At 35.7% G+C, this 18,514-nt stretch carries 16 protein-coding genes; 9 read left to right on the top strand and 7 right to left on the bottom strand.

Annotation, left to right across the window (positions count from 1 at the left end):
• Positions 1-77 precede the first annotated feature (77 nt).
• Positions 78-1,958: a methyl-accepting chemotaxis protein gene (locus CXF85_RS02645; protein WP_101226980.1), complete on the top strand. Its 1,881-nt coding sequence runs from the start codon at positions 78-80 to the stop codon at positions 1,956-1,958.
• Between the two features lie 426 nt (positions 1,959-2,384).
• Positions 2,385-3,098, top strand: coding sequence for a fatty acid metabolism transcriptional regulator FadR (fadR, locus tag CXF85_RS02640; RefSeq protein WP_101226979.1), 714 nt, complete (start codon positions 2,385-2,387; stop codon positions 3,096-3,098).
• A gap of 38 nt (positions 3,099-3,136) precedes the next feature.
• Here fadR and CXF85_RS02635 read toward each other — a convergent pair whose 3' ends face one another.
• The 3 genes from CXF85_RS02635 to CXF85_RS02625 form a co-directional block, all read right to left on the bottom strand.
• Positions 3,137-4,681 (bottom strand): SpoVR family protein, encoded by a 1,545-nt coding sequence (locus CXF85_RS02635; protein WP_232771049.1) that lies wholly within the window; start codon positions 4,679-4,681, stop codon positions 3,137-3,139.
• A 33-nt stretch (positions 4,682-4,714) separates the two neighbouring features.
• Positions 4,715-5,992 carry a YeaH/YhbH family protein gene (locus CXF85_RS02630; protein ID WP_101226978.1) on the bottom strand — a complete coding sequence of 426 codons (1,278 nt, stop codon included), beginning with the start codon at positions 5,990-5,992 and terminating at the stop codon, positions 4,715-4,717.
• Positions 5,993-6,129: 137 nt separating this feature from the next.
• Complete coding sequence (locus CXF85_RS02625) at positions 6,130-8,064, bottom strand: PrkA family serine protein kinase (protein WP_101226977.1); 1,935 nt, start codon at positions 8,062-8,064, stop codon at positions 6,130-6,132.
• A 509-nt stretch (positions 8,065-8,573) separates the two neighbouring features.
• Here CXF85_RS02625 and hppD point away from each other — a divergent pair.
• Entirely contained in the window at positions 8,574-9,629 is a 1,056-nt protein-coding gene (gene hppD / locus CXF85_RS02620; RefSeq protein WP_101226976.1) for a 4-hydroxyphenylpyruvate dioxygenase, read from the top strand.
• 115 nt (positions 9,630-9,744) lie between these two features.
• On the opposite strand, the gene can is transcribed toward hppD, so the two are convergent.
• Complete coding sequence (gene can / locus CXF85_RS02615) at positions 9,745-10,344, bottom strand: carbonate dehydratase (RefSeq protein WP_101226975.1); 600 nt, start codon at positions 10,342-10,344, stop codon at positions 9,745-9,747.
• Between the two features lie 262 nt (positions 10,345-10,606).
• Here can and ppiC point away from each other — a divergent pair, with 262 nt between their 5' ends.
• Entirely contained in the window at positions 10,607-10,885 is a 279-nt protein-coding gene (gene ppiC, locus CXF85_RS02610; protein ID WP_101226974.1) for a peptidylprolyl isomerase PpiC, read from the top strand.
• A gap of 53 nt (positions 10,886-10,938) precedes the next feature.
• Here the strand turns inward: ppiC and CXF85_RS02605 are convergent, their stop codons facing one another.
• Complete coding sequence (locus CXF85_RS02605; protein WP_101226973.1) at positions 10,939-11,106, bottom strand: DUF2897 family protein; 168 nt, start codon at positions 11,104-11,106, stop codon at positions 10,939-10,941.
• A 128-nt stretch (positions 11,107-11,234) separates the two neighbouring features.
• On the opposite strand from CXF85_RS02605, the gene CXF85_RS02600 reads away from it, so the two are divergent.
• Entirely contained in the window at positions 11,235-12,401 is a 1,167-nt protein-coding gene (locus tag CXF85_RS02600) for a methyl-accepting chemotaxis protein (RefSeq protein WP_101226972.1), read from the top strand.
• A 65-nt stretch (positions 12,402-12,466) separates the two neighbouring features.
• Here the strand turns inward: CXF85_RS02600 and CXF85_RS02595 are convergent, their stop codons facing one another.
• Positions 12,467-13,069, bottom strand: a complete 603-nt coding sequence (locus CXF85_RS02595; RefSeq protein ID WP_101226971.1) for a PilZ domain-containing protein — start codon at positions 13,067-13,069, stop codon at positions 12,467-12,469.
• Between the two features lie 199 nt (positions 13,070-13,268).
• On the opposite strand from CXF85_RS02595, the gene CXF85_RS02590 reads away from it, so the two are divergent.
• The 3 genes from CXF85_RS02590 to lolE are packed head-to-tail and all read left to right on the top strand — an operon-like array spanning position 13,269 to position 16,590.
• On the top strand, positions 13,269-14,558 hold the full coding sequence (locus CXF85_RS02590; protein WP_101226970.1) for a lipoprotein-releasing ABC transporter permease subunit: 1,290 nt from the start codon (positions 13,269-13,271) through the stop codon (positions 14,556-14,558).
• Positions 14,559-14,570: 12 nt separating this feature from the next.
• On the top strand, positions 14,571-15,329 hold the full coding sequence (gene lolD, locus CXF85_RS02585) for a lipoprotein-releasing ABC transporter ATP-binding protein LolD (protein ID WP_101226969.1): 759 nt from the start codon (positions 14,571-14,573) through the stop codon (positions 15,327-15,329).
• Positions 15,322-16,590: a lipoprotein-releasing ABC transporter permease subunit LolE gene (lolE, locus tag CXF85_RS02580; protein WP_101226968.1), complete on the top strand. Its 1,269-nt coding sequence runs from the start codon at positions 15,322-15,324 to the stop codon at positions 16,588-16,590. Before lolD ends, lolE begins: the two co-directional genes overlap by 8 nt.
• A 680-nt stretch (positions 16,591-17,270) precedes the next feature.
• On the opposite strand, the gene sodB is transcribed toward lolE, so the two are convergent.
• Complete coding sequence (gene sodB / locus CXF85_RS02575) at positions 17,271-17,852, bottom strand: superoxide dismutase [Fe] (protein ID WP_101226967.1); 582 nt, start codon at positions 17,850-17,852, stop codon at positions 17,271-17,273.
• 267 nt (positions 17,853-18,119) lie between these two features.
• On the opposite strand from sodB, the gene CXF85_RS02570 reads away from it, so the two are divergent.
• Complete coding sequence (locus tag CXF85_RS02570) at positions 18,120-18,470, top strand: Grx4 family monothiol glutaredoxin (RefSeq protein ID WP_101226966.1); 351 nt, start codon at positions 18,120-18,122, stop codon at positions 18,468-18,470.
• The last annotated feature ends 44 nt before the right edge of the window (positions 18,471-18,514 follow it).

The following is an 18,514-nucleotide window of genomic DNA, read 5'->3' as shown; positions in this document are numbered from 1 at the left end:
TAAGCACTTACAAAGGTTTCACATTTTAAAAGTGTAGACTATATTATTTAATATAATAGTTTTAGATGGTGATCAAAATGAAGATTAGAACTAAGTTTTCTATTGCCTCAGGTATTGTGGTATTTATTGTGATTTCTCTTTTATCTTTTTCTAGTTACATTTTAATTAGCAAAACACTTGAAGAAAAAACTCAAGCATATGTAGAAGATAATTCGTTATTATTAGCCCAAGGCATTAGTCACTGGCTCTCAGGTAAAACTGTTCAAATAAGATTATTAAAAAATATTATTGAAGAAAGGTATTCAGTCAAAGTATTTCAAAATAGCCTAGAACTTAATAGTTTAACAGAAGATTTCTCACTTGTTTTTGGTACTTTATCTAATGAAACAGAGCTTCGTTCAAATGACCCTAATAGGAAAAATCCCGATAATATAGATTTTAAAGACAGACCTTGGTACAAACTTGGAGCATCGAGTCAAAATGTTATTTTCACTGAACCTTATACTGATGCAGCAACACAAGAATTATTACTCTCTGTGGTGGCACCGATAAGAAGTGATGGCGAATTAAAAGGTGTATTGGGAGGTGATTTAAGCTTAGATAGTATAGCTAAAAGTGTTAATACAATAAATTTCAATAATACTGGCCTTGCCTTCATTACGGATTCAGCAGGGGGGATTATTACTCATCCTTTAGCTAAATTTAATGGCAAGACAACACAAGATACTTACGGTAAATCACCGGGAAATGCCAAACAAATTTTAAAAATTAAACATGAAGGTTTAAATAAGCTGATTTATTTTTATCCCTTAAAGAAAGAGTCAGGAATGAACTGGTACTTAGGTGTTTTACTTGAAGAAGACAAAGTTTATCAATCTTTGTCAAACTTAACACTGAGATCCGTTATATTTGCTATTTTTAGTATTATTTTTTGTGTTTTCATCTTGAGGAAACTAGCCAAAAGATTACTCATGCCGTTAAATGATTTGGAAACAGCAATTGCTGAAATTGCATCAGGAGGAGGGGATTTAACCCAACGTTTAACTATTAAAAGTGAGGATGAATGTGGTGCCGTTGCGACGAACTTTAATCAATTCTTGGGGTCACTACAACAGCTGGTGAATGATATAAAACATAAAGCGGGATTAGTCGTTAATAACAGTGATAAAGCTAAGCAGTTGGCAACTGAATCTAGCTCAGAGCTGACTCAACAAGGGCTGTTAGTTGAAAACTTAGCGACGGCTATGAATGAAATGAGTGCGACATCAACGGATATTGCCTCAAGTGCTCAAGATGCTGCTAGCTCTATATCATCAGTGAATGAACAAGCAGAAGAAGGGAAATCGCTCTTTACTAAAACAAGTAAAGACATTTCTGAATTATCAGAAACAATTTCTACATCACAACAGTTAGGTGATCAACTCGCCGAGTATAGTAATAACATTGAACAAATTTTATCTGTTATTAACGGTGTTGCAGAGCAAACTAATTTACTTGCACTCAATGCGGCAATAGAAGCCGCCAGAGCAGGTGAACAAGGACGAGGTTTTGCTGTTGTTGCTGATGAAGTAAGAACCTTAGCTTCACGTACACAAGAATCAACAACAGAAATTAAAGCGATGATAGAACAGATTCAAGAATCATCTAATTTGGTACAAAAAGCAATGAATGAGAGCCAAGAGAAGGCTATTTCATGTGTTAAAAATACTGAAGTTGCAAATCAAGCGCTTGGTAATATTTCAAATGCAGTTAAAGATATTATGGATAGAAACATTCAAATAGCGGCAGCTATTGAAGAGCAAAGTGTGGTTATAGAGGAAATCAATAAAAACACCACACATATTAATGATATTAGTGTTCAAGTGGGTGAGTTTTCAGCACAACAGTTTAGTACTAATGAGATACTTGTTGATGAAGTTAATCAACAACAAGTATTACTGGAAAAATTTATCGTCTGATAAAAGCTATTTAATAAAGAGGATTATGTCTTAGTTTGATTCTTGGATTAGTTTTTGTAGAAACAATATAACTCATCGTTATAATGGAAGGAGTGATTGGAGTAACGGTAGTTAAACGTTATTTTTACATTGTTTTTAAGAAAAAATTTTTACTCTATAACGTTCCTCCTTAATAAATGCTAAACCAAAAGAATAAAGATTACCTCATGCGGGGAGCTCATAGTCCATCAACTTTTATTGAGCCCATTGAGGAACCCTTGATAACATTCATAGAGAAGTCCCCTGATACTATAGGTTGCCATGATAACTCTACTCTAAGTGGCGCAAGTAATTCCTAGTACCTTTTCGCGCTTGTACATAAGTCTACTTCTGGTACAATCTGTTGTGAAATTTGTCCTTATTCATATTATCAGGTAACTATCGTCAATGGTCATAAAAGCTAAAAGCCCAGCAGGATTTGCGGAACAATATATCGTTGAATCTATTTGGAATGGTGGTTTTCCTCCTGGTTCTATCTTACCCGCCGAGCGCGAACTCTCTGAACTTATCGGGGTAACTCGAACTACGCTCAGAGAAGTATTACAACGATTAGCCCGAGATGGTTGGTTAACTATTCAGCATGGTAAGCCCACTAAAGTAAATAACTTCTGGGAAACCTCGAGTTTAAATATTCTGGAAACGTTGGCGCAATTAGATCAAGATGGAATTCCTGATTTAGTTGATAACCTATTATCAGCACGCACCAATATCAGTGCTATATATATTCGTGGTGCAATAAAAAATAACCCTGAAAAAACAATCGAAAATCTAAAAGGTTATTTGGATATTGAAGACACCGGTGAAGCCTTTTCCAAGTTTGATTACCAGCTTAATAAAGATTTAGTTGTTGCTTCAGGAAACTCAATTTACTTACTAATACTTAATGGTTTGAGTGGCTTGCATTCAAGAATTGGTAACTTATATTTTGCTCACCCTATGGGACGTGAAATATCTAAAAATTATTACCAAGCGTTGATAGAACTGGCTCAAGCCAATGATTTTGATGGGGCTATATTAGCCGTTCGAAAGTATGGTATCGATTCAGGCGCATTGTGGAGTGAATTAAAGGATGACGTATTAAAAGAGTTATCTGAAGACTAATAATTGATACATCCCTTATGAATTAAGTAAAGACGATTTTAATCGTCTTTACTTTTTTGTGGACAGCTGGCAATAATCTTATCCTCTCCTGATTTAGTTTCTTGAATAATCTTAACGTCAAAGTGCCATAAATAATGCAGGTGTTTTAACACCTCATCTTTTGAATCGCCTAGTTCTACATCGTTGTGTGGCGTGTATCTGAGGGTTAGTGCTCTGTCACCATCAATATTTGCATCAACTATTTGAATGTTTACCTCTATATTACTCAGGTTATACTGATTGGCTAGATTGTGACGAACTTTCTTATACCCTTGTTCATTATGAATAGCACCAATCTCAACATAATTGTTATCGCTATCATCATGGATGTGAAATAGCTTAAAATCACGTATTAGTTTGGGTGATAAATATTGGCTGATAAAGCTTTCATCTTTAAAATTCTCCATGGCAAAATGCACCGTATCTACCCAGTTACTCCCCGCTATTTCAGGAAAATACTCTTTATCTTCTTCAGTTGGGTGTTCGCAGATACGTCTAATATCAATGAACATGTTAAAACCTAAAGCATAAGGATTTATGCCTGAATAATACTTACTATTGTATTCTGGCTGTGCAACAACGTTGGTATGACTGTGTAAAAACTCCAGCATAAATTTATCTGTTACTAAGCCTTCATCGTATAAGTGGTTTAAAATAGTGTAGTGCCAAAAACATGCCCAGCCCTCATTCATTACTTGGGTTTGTTTTTGAGGGTAGAAGTATTGGGAAATTTTCCTTACTATTCTGACAATCTCTCTTTGCCATGGCTGAAGCAGGGGAGCATTTTTTTCAATGAAATATAAAATATTTTCTTGTGGCTCTTTTGGAAAAATATATTTTTTCTCATTCTCCTGTTGCTCTTTTTTGGGAACAGTACGCCAAAGCGCATTCACTTGTGATTGTAAATACTCAGCTCGTTCAGACTGCCTTTTAAGCTCTTCATCTAATGATATTTTTTGTGGTCTTTTATAACGGTCAACGCCATGGCTCATTAAAGCATGACAAGCATCTAACGTGGATTCTACCTCACTAATTCCATACTTTTGTTCACACTGTGCAATATAGTTTTTAGCGAATAATAAATAATCGATAATCGAGCTAGCATCAGTCCATGACTTAAATAAATAATTCCCCTTAAAAAAGGAGTTATGACCGTAACAGGCATGTGCCATAACTAGCGCTTGCATGGTTAGGGTGTTTTCTTCCATTAAATAGGATATGCATGGACTAGAGTTGATTACTATTTCATACGCTAAGCCCATTTGGCCACGTTTGTAGTTTTGTTCTGTTTGAATGAATTTTTTACCAAAGGTCCAATGACTATAACCAATGGGCATACCCACGCTAGCATAAGCATCCATCATTTGTTCTGCAGTGATCACTTCTATTTGATTGGTATAGGTATCTAAACGATAAAAGTCGGCAACTCGAGCTATTTCGTGTTGATATTGCCCAAGCAAATCAAAAGTCCAATCAGGTGTGTCATCTAATGGAGTCACTTTTGTTTTTTTAATAGTTTCAGCAGTATTATTTTTATTAGTCATTAATCACCCACTTATTTAAGGTAAAAGTTTCTGTTAAGCGGCACTCTGTGTGTTTTTTTTGAAAAGCTCTCTAAACACAGGATAAATATCAGCAACAGATTTAATATGTTGCATAGCAAAGTTAGCATGAGACTCTTCCACTTCTTGATAGTGCTTCCATAGCGTCTGGTGGGCACGTTGGGTTATTTCGATATAACTAAAATAGCGACTTTTTGGTAATATTTGTTGTTCTAATATCGCCTTGCACTGGGGAGAATCATCAGCCCAATTATCGCCATCTGATGCCTGGGCACCATAAATATTCCACTGGTTGTCATTATAGCGTTCAGTGATGATGTTATTCATAAGCTCTAAAGCACTTGATGCAATGGTTCCTCCAGTTTCTTGTGAATAAAAGAACTCATGCTCATTAACCTCTTTAGCCTGGGTATGATGCCTAATATAAACAACATCAATATTCTTATAGGTACGGCTAAGAAATAGATAGAGTAAAATATAAAAGCGTTTGGCCATTTCTTTTGTTGCTTGGTCCATTGAACCAGATACATCCATTAAGCAAAACATAACCGCTTTGGAAGTTGGAACTGCTTGCTTGGCATAATTACGAAATTGTAAATCGAAAGTATCAATAAAGGGAACTTTAGCAATTTTTCCTTTTATATTGTCAATTTCAGCAATCAAATCACGTTGTTGTTGAATATTATCGTGTTTATCATTATTTAAAGCTAAAAGTGCTTCTTCAAGCACTTTTAGCTTCTTACGCTTTGAGGCTGTCATCGCGATACGTCTAGCAATTGAGCCTTGAAGTGATTTGACAATATCAATATTGGAAGCGACACCCTCAGCACAAAAACCACTACGTACCGTTTTATACTCGATTAATTTATCTAATTGATTCCTTTCAAGATTAGGTAACTCTAAATCTTCAAAAAGAAGGTTTAAATACTCTTCTTTAGAAATTGAAAAAGTAAATTCATCTTCACCTTCACCACTATCACTTGCATCACCTTCGCCAGCACCTTGACCTTGTTTTTTTGGCGGACGAGGAATTCTATCACCCGTGGTAAACTGATCATTACCAGGATGAACTCTATCTTTTATGCCACCTTGCCCTTGGTGGAATGTAGGCTCTGATAAGTCTTTCTTTGGAATAATAATGTTTTCACCAGAATCAATGTCTGTCACGCCACGTTGGTTTATGGCCTCAGAAACAGACTTTTTAATTTGGTTTTTATAACGTCTCAAGAAGCGCTGACGGTTGACAGTACTTTTATTTTTACTATTCAGACGTCTATCAATAAAGTTGGCCATACGTACTCCTTATCTCTTTCCTTTATTTATATCCGCTATCAATCAGTATTTAAGTTTCATTGTTTGTGAGCTATTTAAATTCCCACTGAAACTCTGAATGATAACGGGTATATATCCTTTTACGTAAGAGATACGTCTTAAGAAGACTTTCTAACTCGTAAATACCATTCAGATAATAAGCGAACTTGTTTTTGGGTATAGCCTTTTGTCATCATACGTTTCACAAAGTCATCATGTTTTTGCTGGTCGTCTGTTGATGTTTTAGCGTTGAAAGAAATGACAGGCAGTAAGTCTTCAGTATTAGAAAACATTTTTTTCTCAATAACAGTCCTAAGTTTTTCATAACTAGTCCAAACAGGATTTTTACCGTTGTTATTGGCTTTCGCCCTCAAAACAAAATTGACAATTTCATTACGGAAGTCTTTAGGGTTGCTAATGCCAGCAGGTTTTTCTATTTTCTCTAATTCATCATTAAGTGATTGTCGATCGAATAATTGACCCGTTTCAGCATCTCTATATTCTTGGTCTTGAATCCAAAAATCTGCATAAGTAACATAACGGTCGAAAATGTTTTGTCCATATTCAGAGTAAGACTCTAGATAAGCTGTTTGAATTTCTTTGCCAATAAACTCTATATATTGAGGCGTTAAATAGCCTTTGATGAATTCTAAATAGCGCTCGGTGAGTTCTTTAGGTAATTGTTCTCGTTCAACTTGTTGCTCTAAAACATAGAACAAGTGAACCGGGTTTGCTGCAACTTCAACGCTATCAAAGTTAAATACCCGTGATAAAATTTTAAAAGCAAAACGAGTCGATAACCCTGACATGCCTTCATCAATACCCGCATAATCACGATATTCTTGATAGGATTTTGCTTTTGGATCGGTATCTTTTAGCGTTTCACCATCATAAACACGCATTTTCGAATAAATACTTGAGTTAACCGGGTCTTTCAAACGAGATAATACCGAGAATTGAGCAAGAATATCTAATGTGTCTGGGGCACACTGTGCCGTTTTTAATTCACTGTGCTCTAATAGTTTTTTATAGATGTTAACTTCTTCAGAAACACGCATACAATAAGGCACTTTAACAATATAGACACGGTCTAAGAATGCTTCGTTGTTTTTGTTATTTCTAAAAGTTTGCCATTCAGATTCATTTGAATGGGCAAGTAAAATTCCGTTAAAAGGCAAAGCTGATAGGCCTTCGGTAGGATTGTAGTTACCTTCTTGGGTGGCGGTTAGTAAAGGATGTAGCACTTTTATCGGCGCTTTAAACATCTCAACAAATTCCATCAAGCCTTGATTGGCTCGACACAAAGCACCTGAGTAGCTATAAGCATCAGCATCGTTTTGAGCAAAATGTTCAAGTTGTCTTATATCAACTTTACCCACCAGTGCTGAGATATCTTGGTTGTTATCATCACCAGGCTCTGTTTTCGCTATGGCAATCTGATCTAAAATAGAAGGGTAAACTTTAACTACAGTAAATTGAGCAATGTCGCCTTTAAATTCATGCAAGCGTTTCGCAGCCCACGGTGAGATGATGTTGTTTAAGTACCTAGCAGGAATATTATATTCATCTTTAAGGATTTTTCCGTCGTTATGGGCATCAAATAAGCAAAAAGGGTGATCATTAACGGGGCTACGGACGCCATTTGCGCATAATACATAAATGGGCTCTTGTTGCATCAGAGACTTTAATTTCTCTGCCAGTGAAGATTTACCCCCACCAACAGGACCTAATAAATATAGAATTTGTTTATGTTCTTCTAAGCCTTGTGAAGCATGCTTTAAATAAGACACTATTTGCTCAATGGCTTCTTCCATACCATAAAAATCAACAAAAGCAGGATAGCGTTTAATAACCCTGTTTGAAAAAATTCTACTAAGGCTCGGGTCAGTCGCTGTATCGACCATTTCCGCCTCACCAATGGCAGTTAGTAAACGTTCTGATGCACTAGCGTAAGCTAGACTATCGTCTTTACAAATAGTTAAGAATTCTTGTAAGCCAAACTCTTCTTGTTGGGCCTGTTCATAGCGCGTTTGATAATGTTGAAAAATACTCATAACTACCTCCAAAAGAACACAATGCAATCCATTAAGATAAAATTAGTAAAAGCCAGCACCTAACAGCTTGTAAAGGTAAAGTAAAAAGCACTTGCTATATTTTAAGGTTAGTTGTTCTTGCTGGTTTTGCTAAGGAATTTATGTAATTAAATTGTAATTGATGAGAAAACTTTGCTTTAGATCTACTCGGTAATTTTTAATTACCCCTTGATACGCTAATTAATAGCAAGGCTATCAATATAGGCAGTAATATATTGATAGCCTTGTAAGGTTAAACAGAGGTAAATATTTCCTATTTTTGCAGTCCACCAACAAGGTGTTAATATTTGTTTACACTCCTCTTCTAGCCATAGTATAGCCTTGTTAGCAGCAAGCTATTTTTTTGGACTCATACTCGTACAACTTATGTTACAACCTTCTTTCAAGCCTTGTCCTATGAGGTCTTTCGCTTCGTTCAATTGCCATTGATAATAGCTACAAGATAAAAATTGAATGAAAGAGAGATAACAATGACCGATAGTAAAAACCCGCTAAAATTATGTGGTATTGAGTTTACTGAATACGCTACACCAGATTCAGACTTTATGGAAAAAGCTTTCTATGGTTTTGGTTTTTCTAAAACTAAAAAAATGAAAGGGCGTGATGTTGAGTACTTTAATCAAAATGATATCCACTTTTTAATAAATAAAGAAAAATCTGGTTTTTCTAAAGAGTTTGCTAAAAGCCATGGTCCTGCTATTTGTTCTATGGGCTGGCGTGTAGAAGATGCTGACTTTGCTTTTACCGAAGCAGTTAAGCGCGGAGCAAAATCTGCTGTAAATGAAGCAAATAAACTTCCGTATCCTGCTATCTATGGTATTGGCGACAGCCTTATCTATTTCATCGAGAATTTTGCAAAAACAGGCGCTAACAAAGGTTTGATATATGATACTGACTTTGAAGATATTGCTGAGCCAGTATTAGTTGAAGATAAAGGCTTTTTAGCGGTAGATCATTTAACCAATAATGTTTATCAAGGCACTATGCATAAATGGGCTGATTTCTACAAAGACGTTTTTGGCTTTACGGAAGTTAGATACTTTGATATTAAAGGTGTTAAAACAGCCTTGATTTCTTATGCTCTTGCGTCACCTTGTGGGAAATTCTGTATTCCAATCAATGAAGGTAAAGGTAGTACTAATAATCAAATTGATGAATACCTTAATGAATATAATGGCCCTGGCGTACAACATTTAGCGTTTATAACAGACGATCTTGTTGGCTCTCTGGATAAGTTAGATAGCTCAATTATTGATACACTTAATATTGTACCTGAGTATTACGATGAAATATTTGATCGCGTACCGTGGGTAAAAGAAGATAAAAAACGTATCCAAGATCATCAAATATTGATTGATAGCCAAAGTGAAGATTCTTATTTATTACAGATATTTACTAAGAATTTATTTGGTCCTATCTTTATTGAAATGATTCAGCGTGTAGACGATCAAGGTTTTGGTGAAGGTAACTTCTCAACCTTATTTAAATCTATTGAATTAAATCAAATGGAACGTGGCGTTCTATAACAATAGTTAATAGCAGCCATTAACCAATAAAAAAGCCAACAAGCTGAGTAAGTTTGTTGGCTTTTTTTTATAATTAAATTTTGTTATCTGAAGGTATTACTTAGGTAACTAGCCTTTATTTACTGTTAGCGGAGACGTTTAAGTCTTTTAAAATACCATCGTGTAAGTTATACACTACGCCATGAACGGTGATGTCTTGATTACTTTGCCATGCGTTAACTAGAGTAGTAGTCTTACAGATATTGGCTACTTGTTCTATAACATTGAGTTCACATAATAGGTTGATACGCTCTTTTTCATCGGTTACCTGGTCCATTTCTTCTTGATGGAAGCGGTAAACATCTTCTATGTGACGTAACCAGTTGTCTATTAGACCATGACTTTTATTGTCAAGCGCAGCGCTAACACCACCACAACCATAATGGCCACAGACAATAATATGTTGCACTTTTAATACATCGACAGCATATTGAATAACGGATAAGCAATTTAAATCAGTATGAATGACCTGATTAGCAATATTACGGTGTACAAAAACCTCTCCCGGATCCATGCCTAGAAGCGCGTTAGCAGGTACGCGTGAATCTGAGCAACCTATCCATAAGTATTTTGGCGATTGCTGTTCAGATAATCTTTTAAAGAATTCAGGGTTTTCTTTCGTTCTTTTTTCTGCCCATTGTTTATTATTATCAAACAGGTGTTGTATTGCTGTCATAGGTCTAAGTCACATTGAGTAGTTAAATTCATGACATTTTATGTCATGAAAAAGGTAAGTGAAAGTAATTAATTGTAATCATATGCCTATGGTCATACAAAGACTATGATTTCAGCGGGAATTTAAGTCATTATTTACCTTGCTATAAAGTCATTTTAAAACCATTGAAATAGCTCAATAACTTTGAAAATACATCTTGATTGGTAACTCACATAGTATATCTAGTATAATCACCATAATAATTCTCTATGGGTAAAAAACTATGGCAAACGCATGTGCACTGCATATTCTAGTAAAAACTGAAAAACAAGCGGCAGATTTAAAAACACAACTTGATAATGGTGCTAATTTTGGCGCGCTTGCAAAAAAACACTCGCTTTGTCCATCGAAGAAAAGAGGTGGTGATTTGGGTGAGTTTGGTCGTGGACAAATGGTAAAAGCTTTTGATGATGTTGTATTCAAGAGGCCTTTATTGAAAGTACATGGACCAATAAAAACAAAATTTGGTTATCACTTAATTAAGACCTTATACCGCAGTTAATAACTATCGTATAAATAAACTGTTTAGTCAGATTATTATTTACCTTCTTGTTCCTATTCTTGTTCCTTTTCTTTTTTTTCTAGCGCTTCATTACGTTTCTTGATACTAGCTAATTGCTCAGCTGTTAAATTGAACTTGTTCGCTGATTTTTTTAATAAAAAAATGCCTCCCACTATAATACCGATTGCAAGGACTGTAATAATTATTGCTGTTACTGACATATATAACTCTTATTGATAATCTTGATTAAAAATACTAGCAAAAATAAAGCTATACAGGTAATAAATTCTATTATATAAAATGCTTGGTAGAAATTTTAGTACGCATCATAATAATAAAGAGAAAAAGTATGCTCAATAAATTATCGATAAAGCTCCTCATACCAAATTTAGCAATTGGTATCGTTTTTATTCTCAGTCTATTTTTTATTAGCGGCCCAGTAAGTAATTTTACTCTGACTTTGCTCTTTTGTGTTTTAGTTTTCGTACAAAGCATTGCGAGTTATGTATTTTTCAGCAAAATGTTAACCAAGCGATTAATTCAGCTTAAAGCTTACCTTGATATGGTAGTCAGCACTGAAGAGGCTCCCTCTGAGCCATTAAAAGATCCCGCCAATGATGAGCTTGCCCAAGTGACCAATGAACTGAGTCACTTTATTGTCGGCTTAGCTGATGTTGTTAGTGTTATTCGTCAAGAAGCTGAACTATTGCGCCAAGGCTCTACTTCATTGTCTTTACAGATGATCGATTCAGTTAATCTTGTTGAGAGCTCAGCAGGACAAATGACTCAAATGGCAGAATCTATTGAGGATGTTGCTAATACTTCAACTAATTTATCTCACACTGCAGAGCAAGTAAGTGAGACAACAAGCTTGGTAATGGAAACGTTAGCAAATGGCGTTAACTCTTCGAATACCAGTCAGAAAACTATTGAAGCAGTGGCTAGTGAAGTAGGTGATATGGCCAAAGAGCTAGAATTGTTGCAAGAGGAGAGTGCACGTATAGGCTCTGTATTAGACGTGATTAGGGGCATTGCCGATCAAACAAATTTATTGGCTTTAAATGCGGCGATAGAAGCGGCTCGTGCTGGTGAACAGGGGCGAGGTTTTGCTGTTGTTGCAGACGAAGTTCGCGCATTAGCTCACAGAACTCAACAGTCAACGGTAGAAATACAGTCTATGGTGGAAGGGTTACAATCCAAATCAACCAATGCGGTAAATAGTATTAGCCGAGGTCATAAATTAACCCAAGACTCTTTGAATTACTCTGCTGAAGTCGTTAATGCTTTAGATCAAATAGGTCAATCTTTTCAAGAGGTTGATAACTTAACATCACAAATTGCCAGTAGTACCTTAGCGCAACAGAATGCAACATCATCTATTAATGATAATATGTTAGCTGTTATCTCATTAAGTGATGACATTAACCGTGGTTTAAGCTCTGTCGCAGCTCATGCTGAACAGCAACAACAAACGTCACAAGAAGTGGAACAAACCATTAATAGAATTTGTGTTTAGCTAGCATTTGAATGTTAAAGGTAAGTTGAGTAGCACTTTTTTACAATAACGGCTGTAAATGGTGCTTACTTTTTATTCTCTTGATTACGTAATTTAGCCAATTTTTGTAATTGTTTAGATTGTTCAAGCAAGCTGGTACGCACTAATATTTCTCTGTCTTCCTCTCGAATAAAGTGGAAGGTGATTTTGTGGGTAAACTGATCGTTAGTTGGCTCAACTTCTATTACCTCACCGTAGCAATATATGGCACAATTATTTTCTAGTAAAAATATTTTTACCTCAATTAATTGACCGGTACTAAATGCTTTGTCGTTGTTAAATTTAATACCGCCACCACCAAACTCTAATCCTTGATACCTATGTTGTACTTCATCTTGTTGACTCAGGATATAACCAATAAGTAAATCAATTTTCTGTGACTGCTGGTTAAGGAAACTAACTAATTGAGAGGCGCTATTACCTAAATTCTGTAATGATCTTAATGCCGATTGATCTATTGTGCTCATATCGGTAGATAGTTTAAATGGCATAGGAATACTGGCGGTAAACTGATCAAAGCTGTTATTTTCAGTTATATCAATAGGCATAATATTTACTGAAAATTGATGTTCAATGGCAAAAAACTCATGATATTGGGCTAACTTTTGTTCAAGAGAAAGAGAGTTCATGTCGTTTATTTCCAGATTGAAGGTAGTGCTTTTATAAATAAGATAAAAGCTTATTAATTAATTAATGTAATAGCAGACGTTGATAACAGAGAACTGTAACGAAAAATGTTTCACCGACTATTTACCTCAGACAATTTTAATGACTGTGTTATGCTACATAGTATTCTAAATCAGTACCAGATAAAATAATAATACCTCAATGTTTCAACCTATTAGTATATTCATCGGGCTACGTTATAGTCGTAGTAAAAGCCATACGGGCTTTGTTTCTTTTATTACTTTCTTCTCTACTGTTGGTATTTTATTAGGAGTGGCGGCACTTATTACCGTTGTTTCTGTAATGAATGGTTTTGAAGGAGAATTAAAAAAGCGCATTTTAGGCATAGTCCCCCATGTTATTGTTAGTGATTTCACTGAAAATAAGACGGATAAAGAAAACAGTAGTCAGCAAAATTTGGGCTGGCCAGCCTTACGAGAAGAGTTATTAACCGAGCCCCATGTGCTTCAAGTAACACCTTTTCTTGAAAGTGAAGCGTTAATCCAATCTGTTAAAGGCCTTCAAGGTGTTCTCGTTCAAGGCATAATGCCAAAATATGAACAAACAAATATCATTAATACCCATATGGTTTCTGGCAGCATGGAAATGCTCTCCAAACAACGTTACTCCTTGATCCTCGGACAGTCTTTAGCAAATAAGCTACAGGTTAATCTTGGTGATGAAGTGCGGTTGGTGTTACCTAATAAAAGTGTTTTTACACCGATGGGACGTATTCCTGTACAACGTGTTTTTACAATAGCAGGTATTTTTCATCTTGGTTCACAAGTTGATGATGCCATGGTTTATGTTGATAGCCGTTATGGCGCTAAACTGCTAAGAAGAACAGGTGATGGTATTGATAAATTACGACTGTATTTAGATGATGCTTTTAATGCCAAAGAGGTTGTGAAAAGCCTTGAGGAAAAGCAACTGAAGCAACAAGCATCACCACAAAATAAAATACTTAATCCCGCTAGTTTTAGTACTTGGGATGAAAGCCAAGGGGCGCTATTTTCTGCCGTGAAAATGGAAAAAAATATGATGTGGCTAATGTTAAGTTTAATCATTGCGGTTGCTGCATTTAATATTGTCTCGGCCTTAGTGATGGTTGTTGTGGAAAAACAGGCTGAAATTGGCATATTACAAACCTTAGGTTTAGCACGTATAGATGTTATTAAAATTTTCATAACTCAGGGCATGGTTAATGGCTTGTGGGGTGTTAGCTTAGGTGGCATTCTCGGTGTGATATTGGCACTAAATTTGAACGATATAATGTTGGTAATAGGAGTCAATTTATTTGGTTTTGGCATGCAAGAATTACCAGTAAAGCTGGAGTTTGTTGATGTACTTACTATTATTGTTTCAGCACTCATAATGAGTTTTATTGCGACGCTTTATCCCGCATATCAAGCCTCGACTACTGAGCCAGCACAGGTATTACGAAATGAATAAGGCCACAAATTAATGAGTAAAGTATTACAGTGTCGTCAACTTTCAAAATCATACAAACAAGGTGATATTGAAACTAAAGTATTAAATGACTTAGAGCTTAGCGTCGATAAAGGTGAGCTACTGGCTGTAGTAGGCAGCTCTGGCTGTGGAAAGAGCACCTTTTTACACCTTGCCGGAGCATTAGACACGCCAAGCTCAGGACACGTGCTTATTAATGATATTGATATTCACCAGTTATCGGACAAAGAAAGATCTAAATTTAGAAATCAGCATATCGGCTTTATTTATCAATTTCATCATTTGATGATGGAATTTAGTGCCCAAGAAAACGTAGCTATGCCTTTAATGATCCAAGGTAAAAAACCCAAGCAAGCCTTATTAGCTGCCAAAGAGATGCTTGACCAAGTTGGCTTGTCGCATCGAATTGATTACCGACCTTCACAATTATCAGGGGGCGAACGTCAACGCGTAGCTATTGCTCGCGCATTAGTGACTAAGCCATCTTTGGTTTTAGCCGATGAGCCTACTGGTAATTTAGATAGCGATACCGCAGAACAAATTTATCAATTGATTCGCAGCTTAAATAAAACCGCTAATACTAGCTTTGTTATTGTCACTCACGATTTGGTCTTAGCTAATCGTATGGATAGACAAGTAAAGTTAGTACAAGGGAAATTATTACCACTTATTGATATAAATGAACAAGAGTCTGTTATTAAAAATAGTGGTAGTGAGGATAGCGAACACCAGGTTAGTGAAAGCCATGTTTAAACCATTAAGTGTTTTCTTAGGATGGCGTTATGTTCGCAGCCGACATGGTAATGGTTTTTCAGCTTTTATTTCTGCCTCTTCTACTATTGGTATTGCGTTAGGCGTAACTGTACTTATTGTTGTACTAAGCGCTATGAATGGCTTTGAACGTGAGTTATCTCAAAAGCTTCTGTCGATAGTACCGCACGTTGAACTAGTCAGTGTTAATGAACCGATAAAAGATTGGCGAGAAAGTATTAAAAAAGTACAAACTGACTCGGCTGTCATGGCGGCCGCGCCAGTAATTAAAATGACCGGCATGCTGCAACACGGTTTGAAATTAAAGGCGGTAGAAGTTCGTGGCGTTGATGCTAATCTTGAAATGAAAGTATCGAGTATTGATGATTATATCATTGCCGGTAAGTGGCAGGGATTAATGGTCACAGCATCAAATGAAAATACCATTGTTATTGGTAGTGGTGTGGCGAAAAAACTCTCTGTAAAACTCGGTGATAAAATTCAACTGTTATTACCACCACCACAAGGCGCTGAAGATATTAAAAAAATCTTTTCAGCACCTATCACCCGACATGTAGAGGTAGTCGGTATTTTTAAATTTGGTGGTACAATAGATGAAACCTTAGTCTATATCCCACTTTCTCTAGCAAGTGATGTTATGGGCTATAAGGCTAACGAAACACAAAGCATACGTCTGAAAGTTACTGATGTTTTTGCTGCCCCTAAAATTGCTAGGCAAGTCGCTCATAATTTTGACCACTACGTTTATATCAATAATTGGACGGGTACTCAGGGACATGTATTTAATGATATTCAATTGGTGCGTATGGTGATGTTTATTGTTTTGGTCTTGGTTATTGCGGTAGCGAGTTTTAATATTGTTTCAACGTTAATTATGGCGGTTAATGAAAAGCAGGGGGATATCGCTATTTTAAAAACCATGGGAGCAAGCTCAAAAACTATTATGTTAACTTTTATTGTTCAAGGTTTGGTTAACGGTGTCGTTGGCAGTTTATTAGGCGCGATGTGCGGTGTTTATTTAGCGTTAAACCTTACCGGAATTATTAGTGCGATAGAGCAGTTTATGGGGATTACGTTTTTATCTGGTGATGTGTACTTTATTAATTATCTACCGAGTGTTTTACATGCGAGTGATGTTTATGCCACCGTTATCACCGCCCTAATCATGAGTTTGTTGGCAACAATATACCCAGCATGGCGAGCAACAAAAATAGAACCCGCACAAGTATTAGGGCAGTTATAAATACTCCTATCACCTCTGCTTAGCTCAATACCTAAATCATCATTATCTACTTTACTAAAAAAAAGCCAAAAAAAAGCCCGCAAACTAAGTGCGGGCCAACTTAAATATCAAGTTGATAGAAGGAAGTTAAATTCCAAGAAACATGTCAGAGAGAAAAGATAGTCAATATCAATTCAGAGTAATCTAGTTAATGATAGCTCTTTGGGAGAAAGAGTAAAAAATCATTGCGCTAACTCAGAAAACAAAGCTATCTTAATCGTCTTTATTTATTCCGACAACCTACAAAAAATGTAGTTTTTACATTAGAAAAACTAATGCGAATTAGTTGGGTTTTGGCTATGCTAATTTAATGCGTAATTATTCATGAATCAGGTGTTTAACATCGAATTAAAGGCCTGTAGGTTGAATTTTTATTCAAGTATAGAATATGTCTGTGAAGCTAACTTAGAATAACATGCTTGTTTATTCATTAAATAAACTTGAGATTATTTTGTAGATTAAAAAATCTAATGTAAATAGCTTGGGGGTTTATGTCTGAAAAATCAGGTGAAGTTATTTTGAATTGAAGTGTTGAAGTTATATGTTTTATTTATGAGGTATAACTGAGCAGGAATTTTGAGGTATATACCCGTTACCAATTAAGGAATAAATGGAACGGGTATAAATAGATTTTGTTTATATTAGCTAAAGTTAGCTTGAGCAAAATCCCAGTTAGCTAATGCCCAGAAACCGTTAAGGTAATCAGGTCTTACGTTACGGTAATCAATGTAGTAAGCATGTTCCCATAAATCTACGGTAAGAAGTGGCGTAACACCTTCGTCAGTTAATGGAGTTGCGGCATTTGAAGTATTAACAATAGCTAGGCTGCCATCAGCATTTTTTACTAACCAAGTCCAGCTAGAGCCAAAGTTATTGATAGCGCTATCAGTGAACTTAGCTTTAAATTCAGCAAAAGAACCGAAGTTACTAATGATTGCTGCTAATAAATCACCAGTTGGTTCACCACCAGCATTTGGCGCTAAGCTATTCCAATAAAAAGTATGATTCCATATTTGTGCTGCATTATTAAAAATACCAGCTGAAGAAGTTTTAACAATTTCTTCTAAGCTTTTATTCTCAAATTCAGTACCGCCAATTAAACCATTAAGTTTTACAACATAAGTGTTGTGATGCTTGCCGTAATGGAATGATAATGTTTCTGCAGAAATGTGTGGCTCTAATGCATCTTGCTCGTAAGGTAATGCAGGTAATTCAATGGACATTATGCTCTCCTAATTGTAAATTTTAATCAAAAATTGGTGTGTTTTTATATAAACTTGAGTAAAATACTCAAGTATTATTTATATATTGGTATTGTTCAGGCAATTATCAAGGCTATACATCTTAAAATCAATAGCTAAGCAGTTTTAGATAATAGTACTTATTCCATTATGTTGTATTGAAAAGAGTTGATAATTTATTTTTTATCTCCATATGTAAGATATATCGATACAAAAGAATAGAATAAGTATTAATTAATAGAGGGTACTATGGATACAATTGAGCGCATTAAAGAACAAATTAGCGAAAATACAATCTTGCTATATATGAAAGGGTCTCCTAAATTACCAAATTGTGGTTTTTCATCACAAGCGTCACAAGCATTAATTTCTTGTGAAGAGAAATTTGCTTATGTTGATATTTTACAAAACCCTGATATCCGTGCGGAATTACCTAAATATGCTGATTGGCCTACTTTCCCACAATTATGGGTTGAAGGCGAGTTAGTTGGCGGCTGCGATATTATTATGGAAATGTTTCAACAAGGTGAATTACAAACCTTAGTTAAAGCAGCAGCGGCTAAGCATGCCTCAGCAGAAGATAGTTCAGCAGAAGCATAATACAGATTACTTAACATAGACCTGCGATAATATTTGTCGGTAGG

This window comes from Colwellia sp. 75C3 (genome assembly GCF_002836255.1).
In the GTDB taxonomy this organism is placed as follows: Bacteria; Pseudomonadota; Gammaproteobacteria; order Enterobacterales; family Alteromonadaceae; genus Colwellia.
The sequence above is the reverse complement of the archived record's forward strand: the minus strand, read 5'-3'. Positions and strand labels throughout refer to the sequence as shown.

Excerpts from the sequence above, each read along its gene's own strand:
- CXF85_RS02645 (WP_101226980.1), top strand. The coding sequence starts at position 78 with ATGAAGATTAGAACTAAGTTTTCTATTGCCTCAGGTATTGTGGTATTT.
- fadR (WP_101226979.1), top strand. The coding sequence starts at position 2,385 with ATGGTCATAAAAGCTAAAAGCCCAGCAGGATTTGCGGAACAATATATC.
- CXF85_RS02635 (WP_232771049.1), bottom strand. The coding sequence starts at position 4,681 with ATGACTAATAAAAATAATACTGCTGAAACTATTAAAAAAACAAAAGTG.
- CXF85_RS02630 (WP_101226978.1), bottom strand. The coding sequence starts at position 5,992 with ATGGCCAACTTTATTGATAGACGTCTGAATAGTAAAAATAAAAGTACT.
- CXF85_RS02625 (WP_101226977.1), bottom strand. The coding sequence starts at position 8,064 with ATGAGTATTTTTCAACATTATCAAACGCGCTATGAACAGGCCCAACAA.
- hppD (WP_101226976.1), top strand. The coding sequence starts at position 8,574 with ATGACCGATAGTAAAAACCCGCTAAAATTATGTGGTATTGAGTTTACT.
- can (WP_101226975.1), bottom strand. The coding sequence starts at position 10,344 with ATGACAGCAATACAACACCTGTTTGATAATAATAAACAATGGGCAGAA.
- ppiC (WP_101226974.1), top strand. The coding sequence starts at position 10,607 with ATGGCAAACGCATGTGCACTGCATATTCTAGTAAAAACTGAAAAACAA.
- CXF85_RS02605 (WP_101226973.1), bottom strand. The coding sequence starts at position 11,106 with ATGTCAGTAACAGCAATAATTATTACAGTCCTTGCAATCGGTATTATA.
- CXF85_RS02600 (WP_101226972.1), top strand. The coding sequence starts at position 11,235 with ATGCTCAATAAATTATCGATAAAGCTCCTCATACCAAATTTAGCAATT.
- CXF85_RS02595 (WP_101226971.1), bottom strand. The coding sequence starts at position 13,069 with ATGAACTCTCTTTCTCTTGAACAAAAGTTAGCCCAATATCATGAGTTT.
- CXF85_RS02590 (WP_101226970.1), top strand. The coding sequence starts at position 13,269 with ATGTTTCAACCTATTAGTATATTCATCGGGCTACGTTATAGTCGTAGT.
- lolD (WP_101226969.1), top strand. The coding sequence starts at position 14,571 with ATGAGTAAAGTATTACAGTGTCGTCAACTTTCAAAATCATACAAACAA.
- lolE (WP_101226968.1), top strand. The coding sequence starts at position 15,322 with ATGTTTAAACCATTAAGTGTTTTCTTAGGATGGCGTTATGTTCGCAGC.
- sodB (WP_101226967.1), bottom strand. The coding sequence starts at position 17,852 with ATGTCCATTGAATTACCTGCATTACCTTACGAGCAAGATGCATTAGAG.
- CXF85_RS02570 (WP_101226966.1), top strand. The coding sequence starts at position 18,120 with ATGGATACAATTGAGCGCATTAAAGAACAAATTAGCGAAAATACAATC.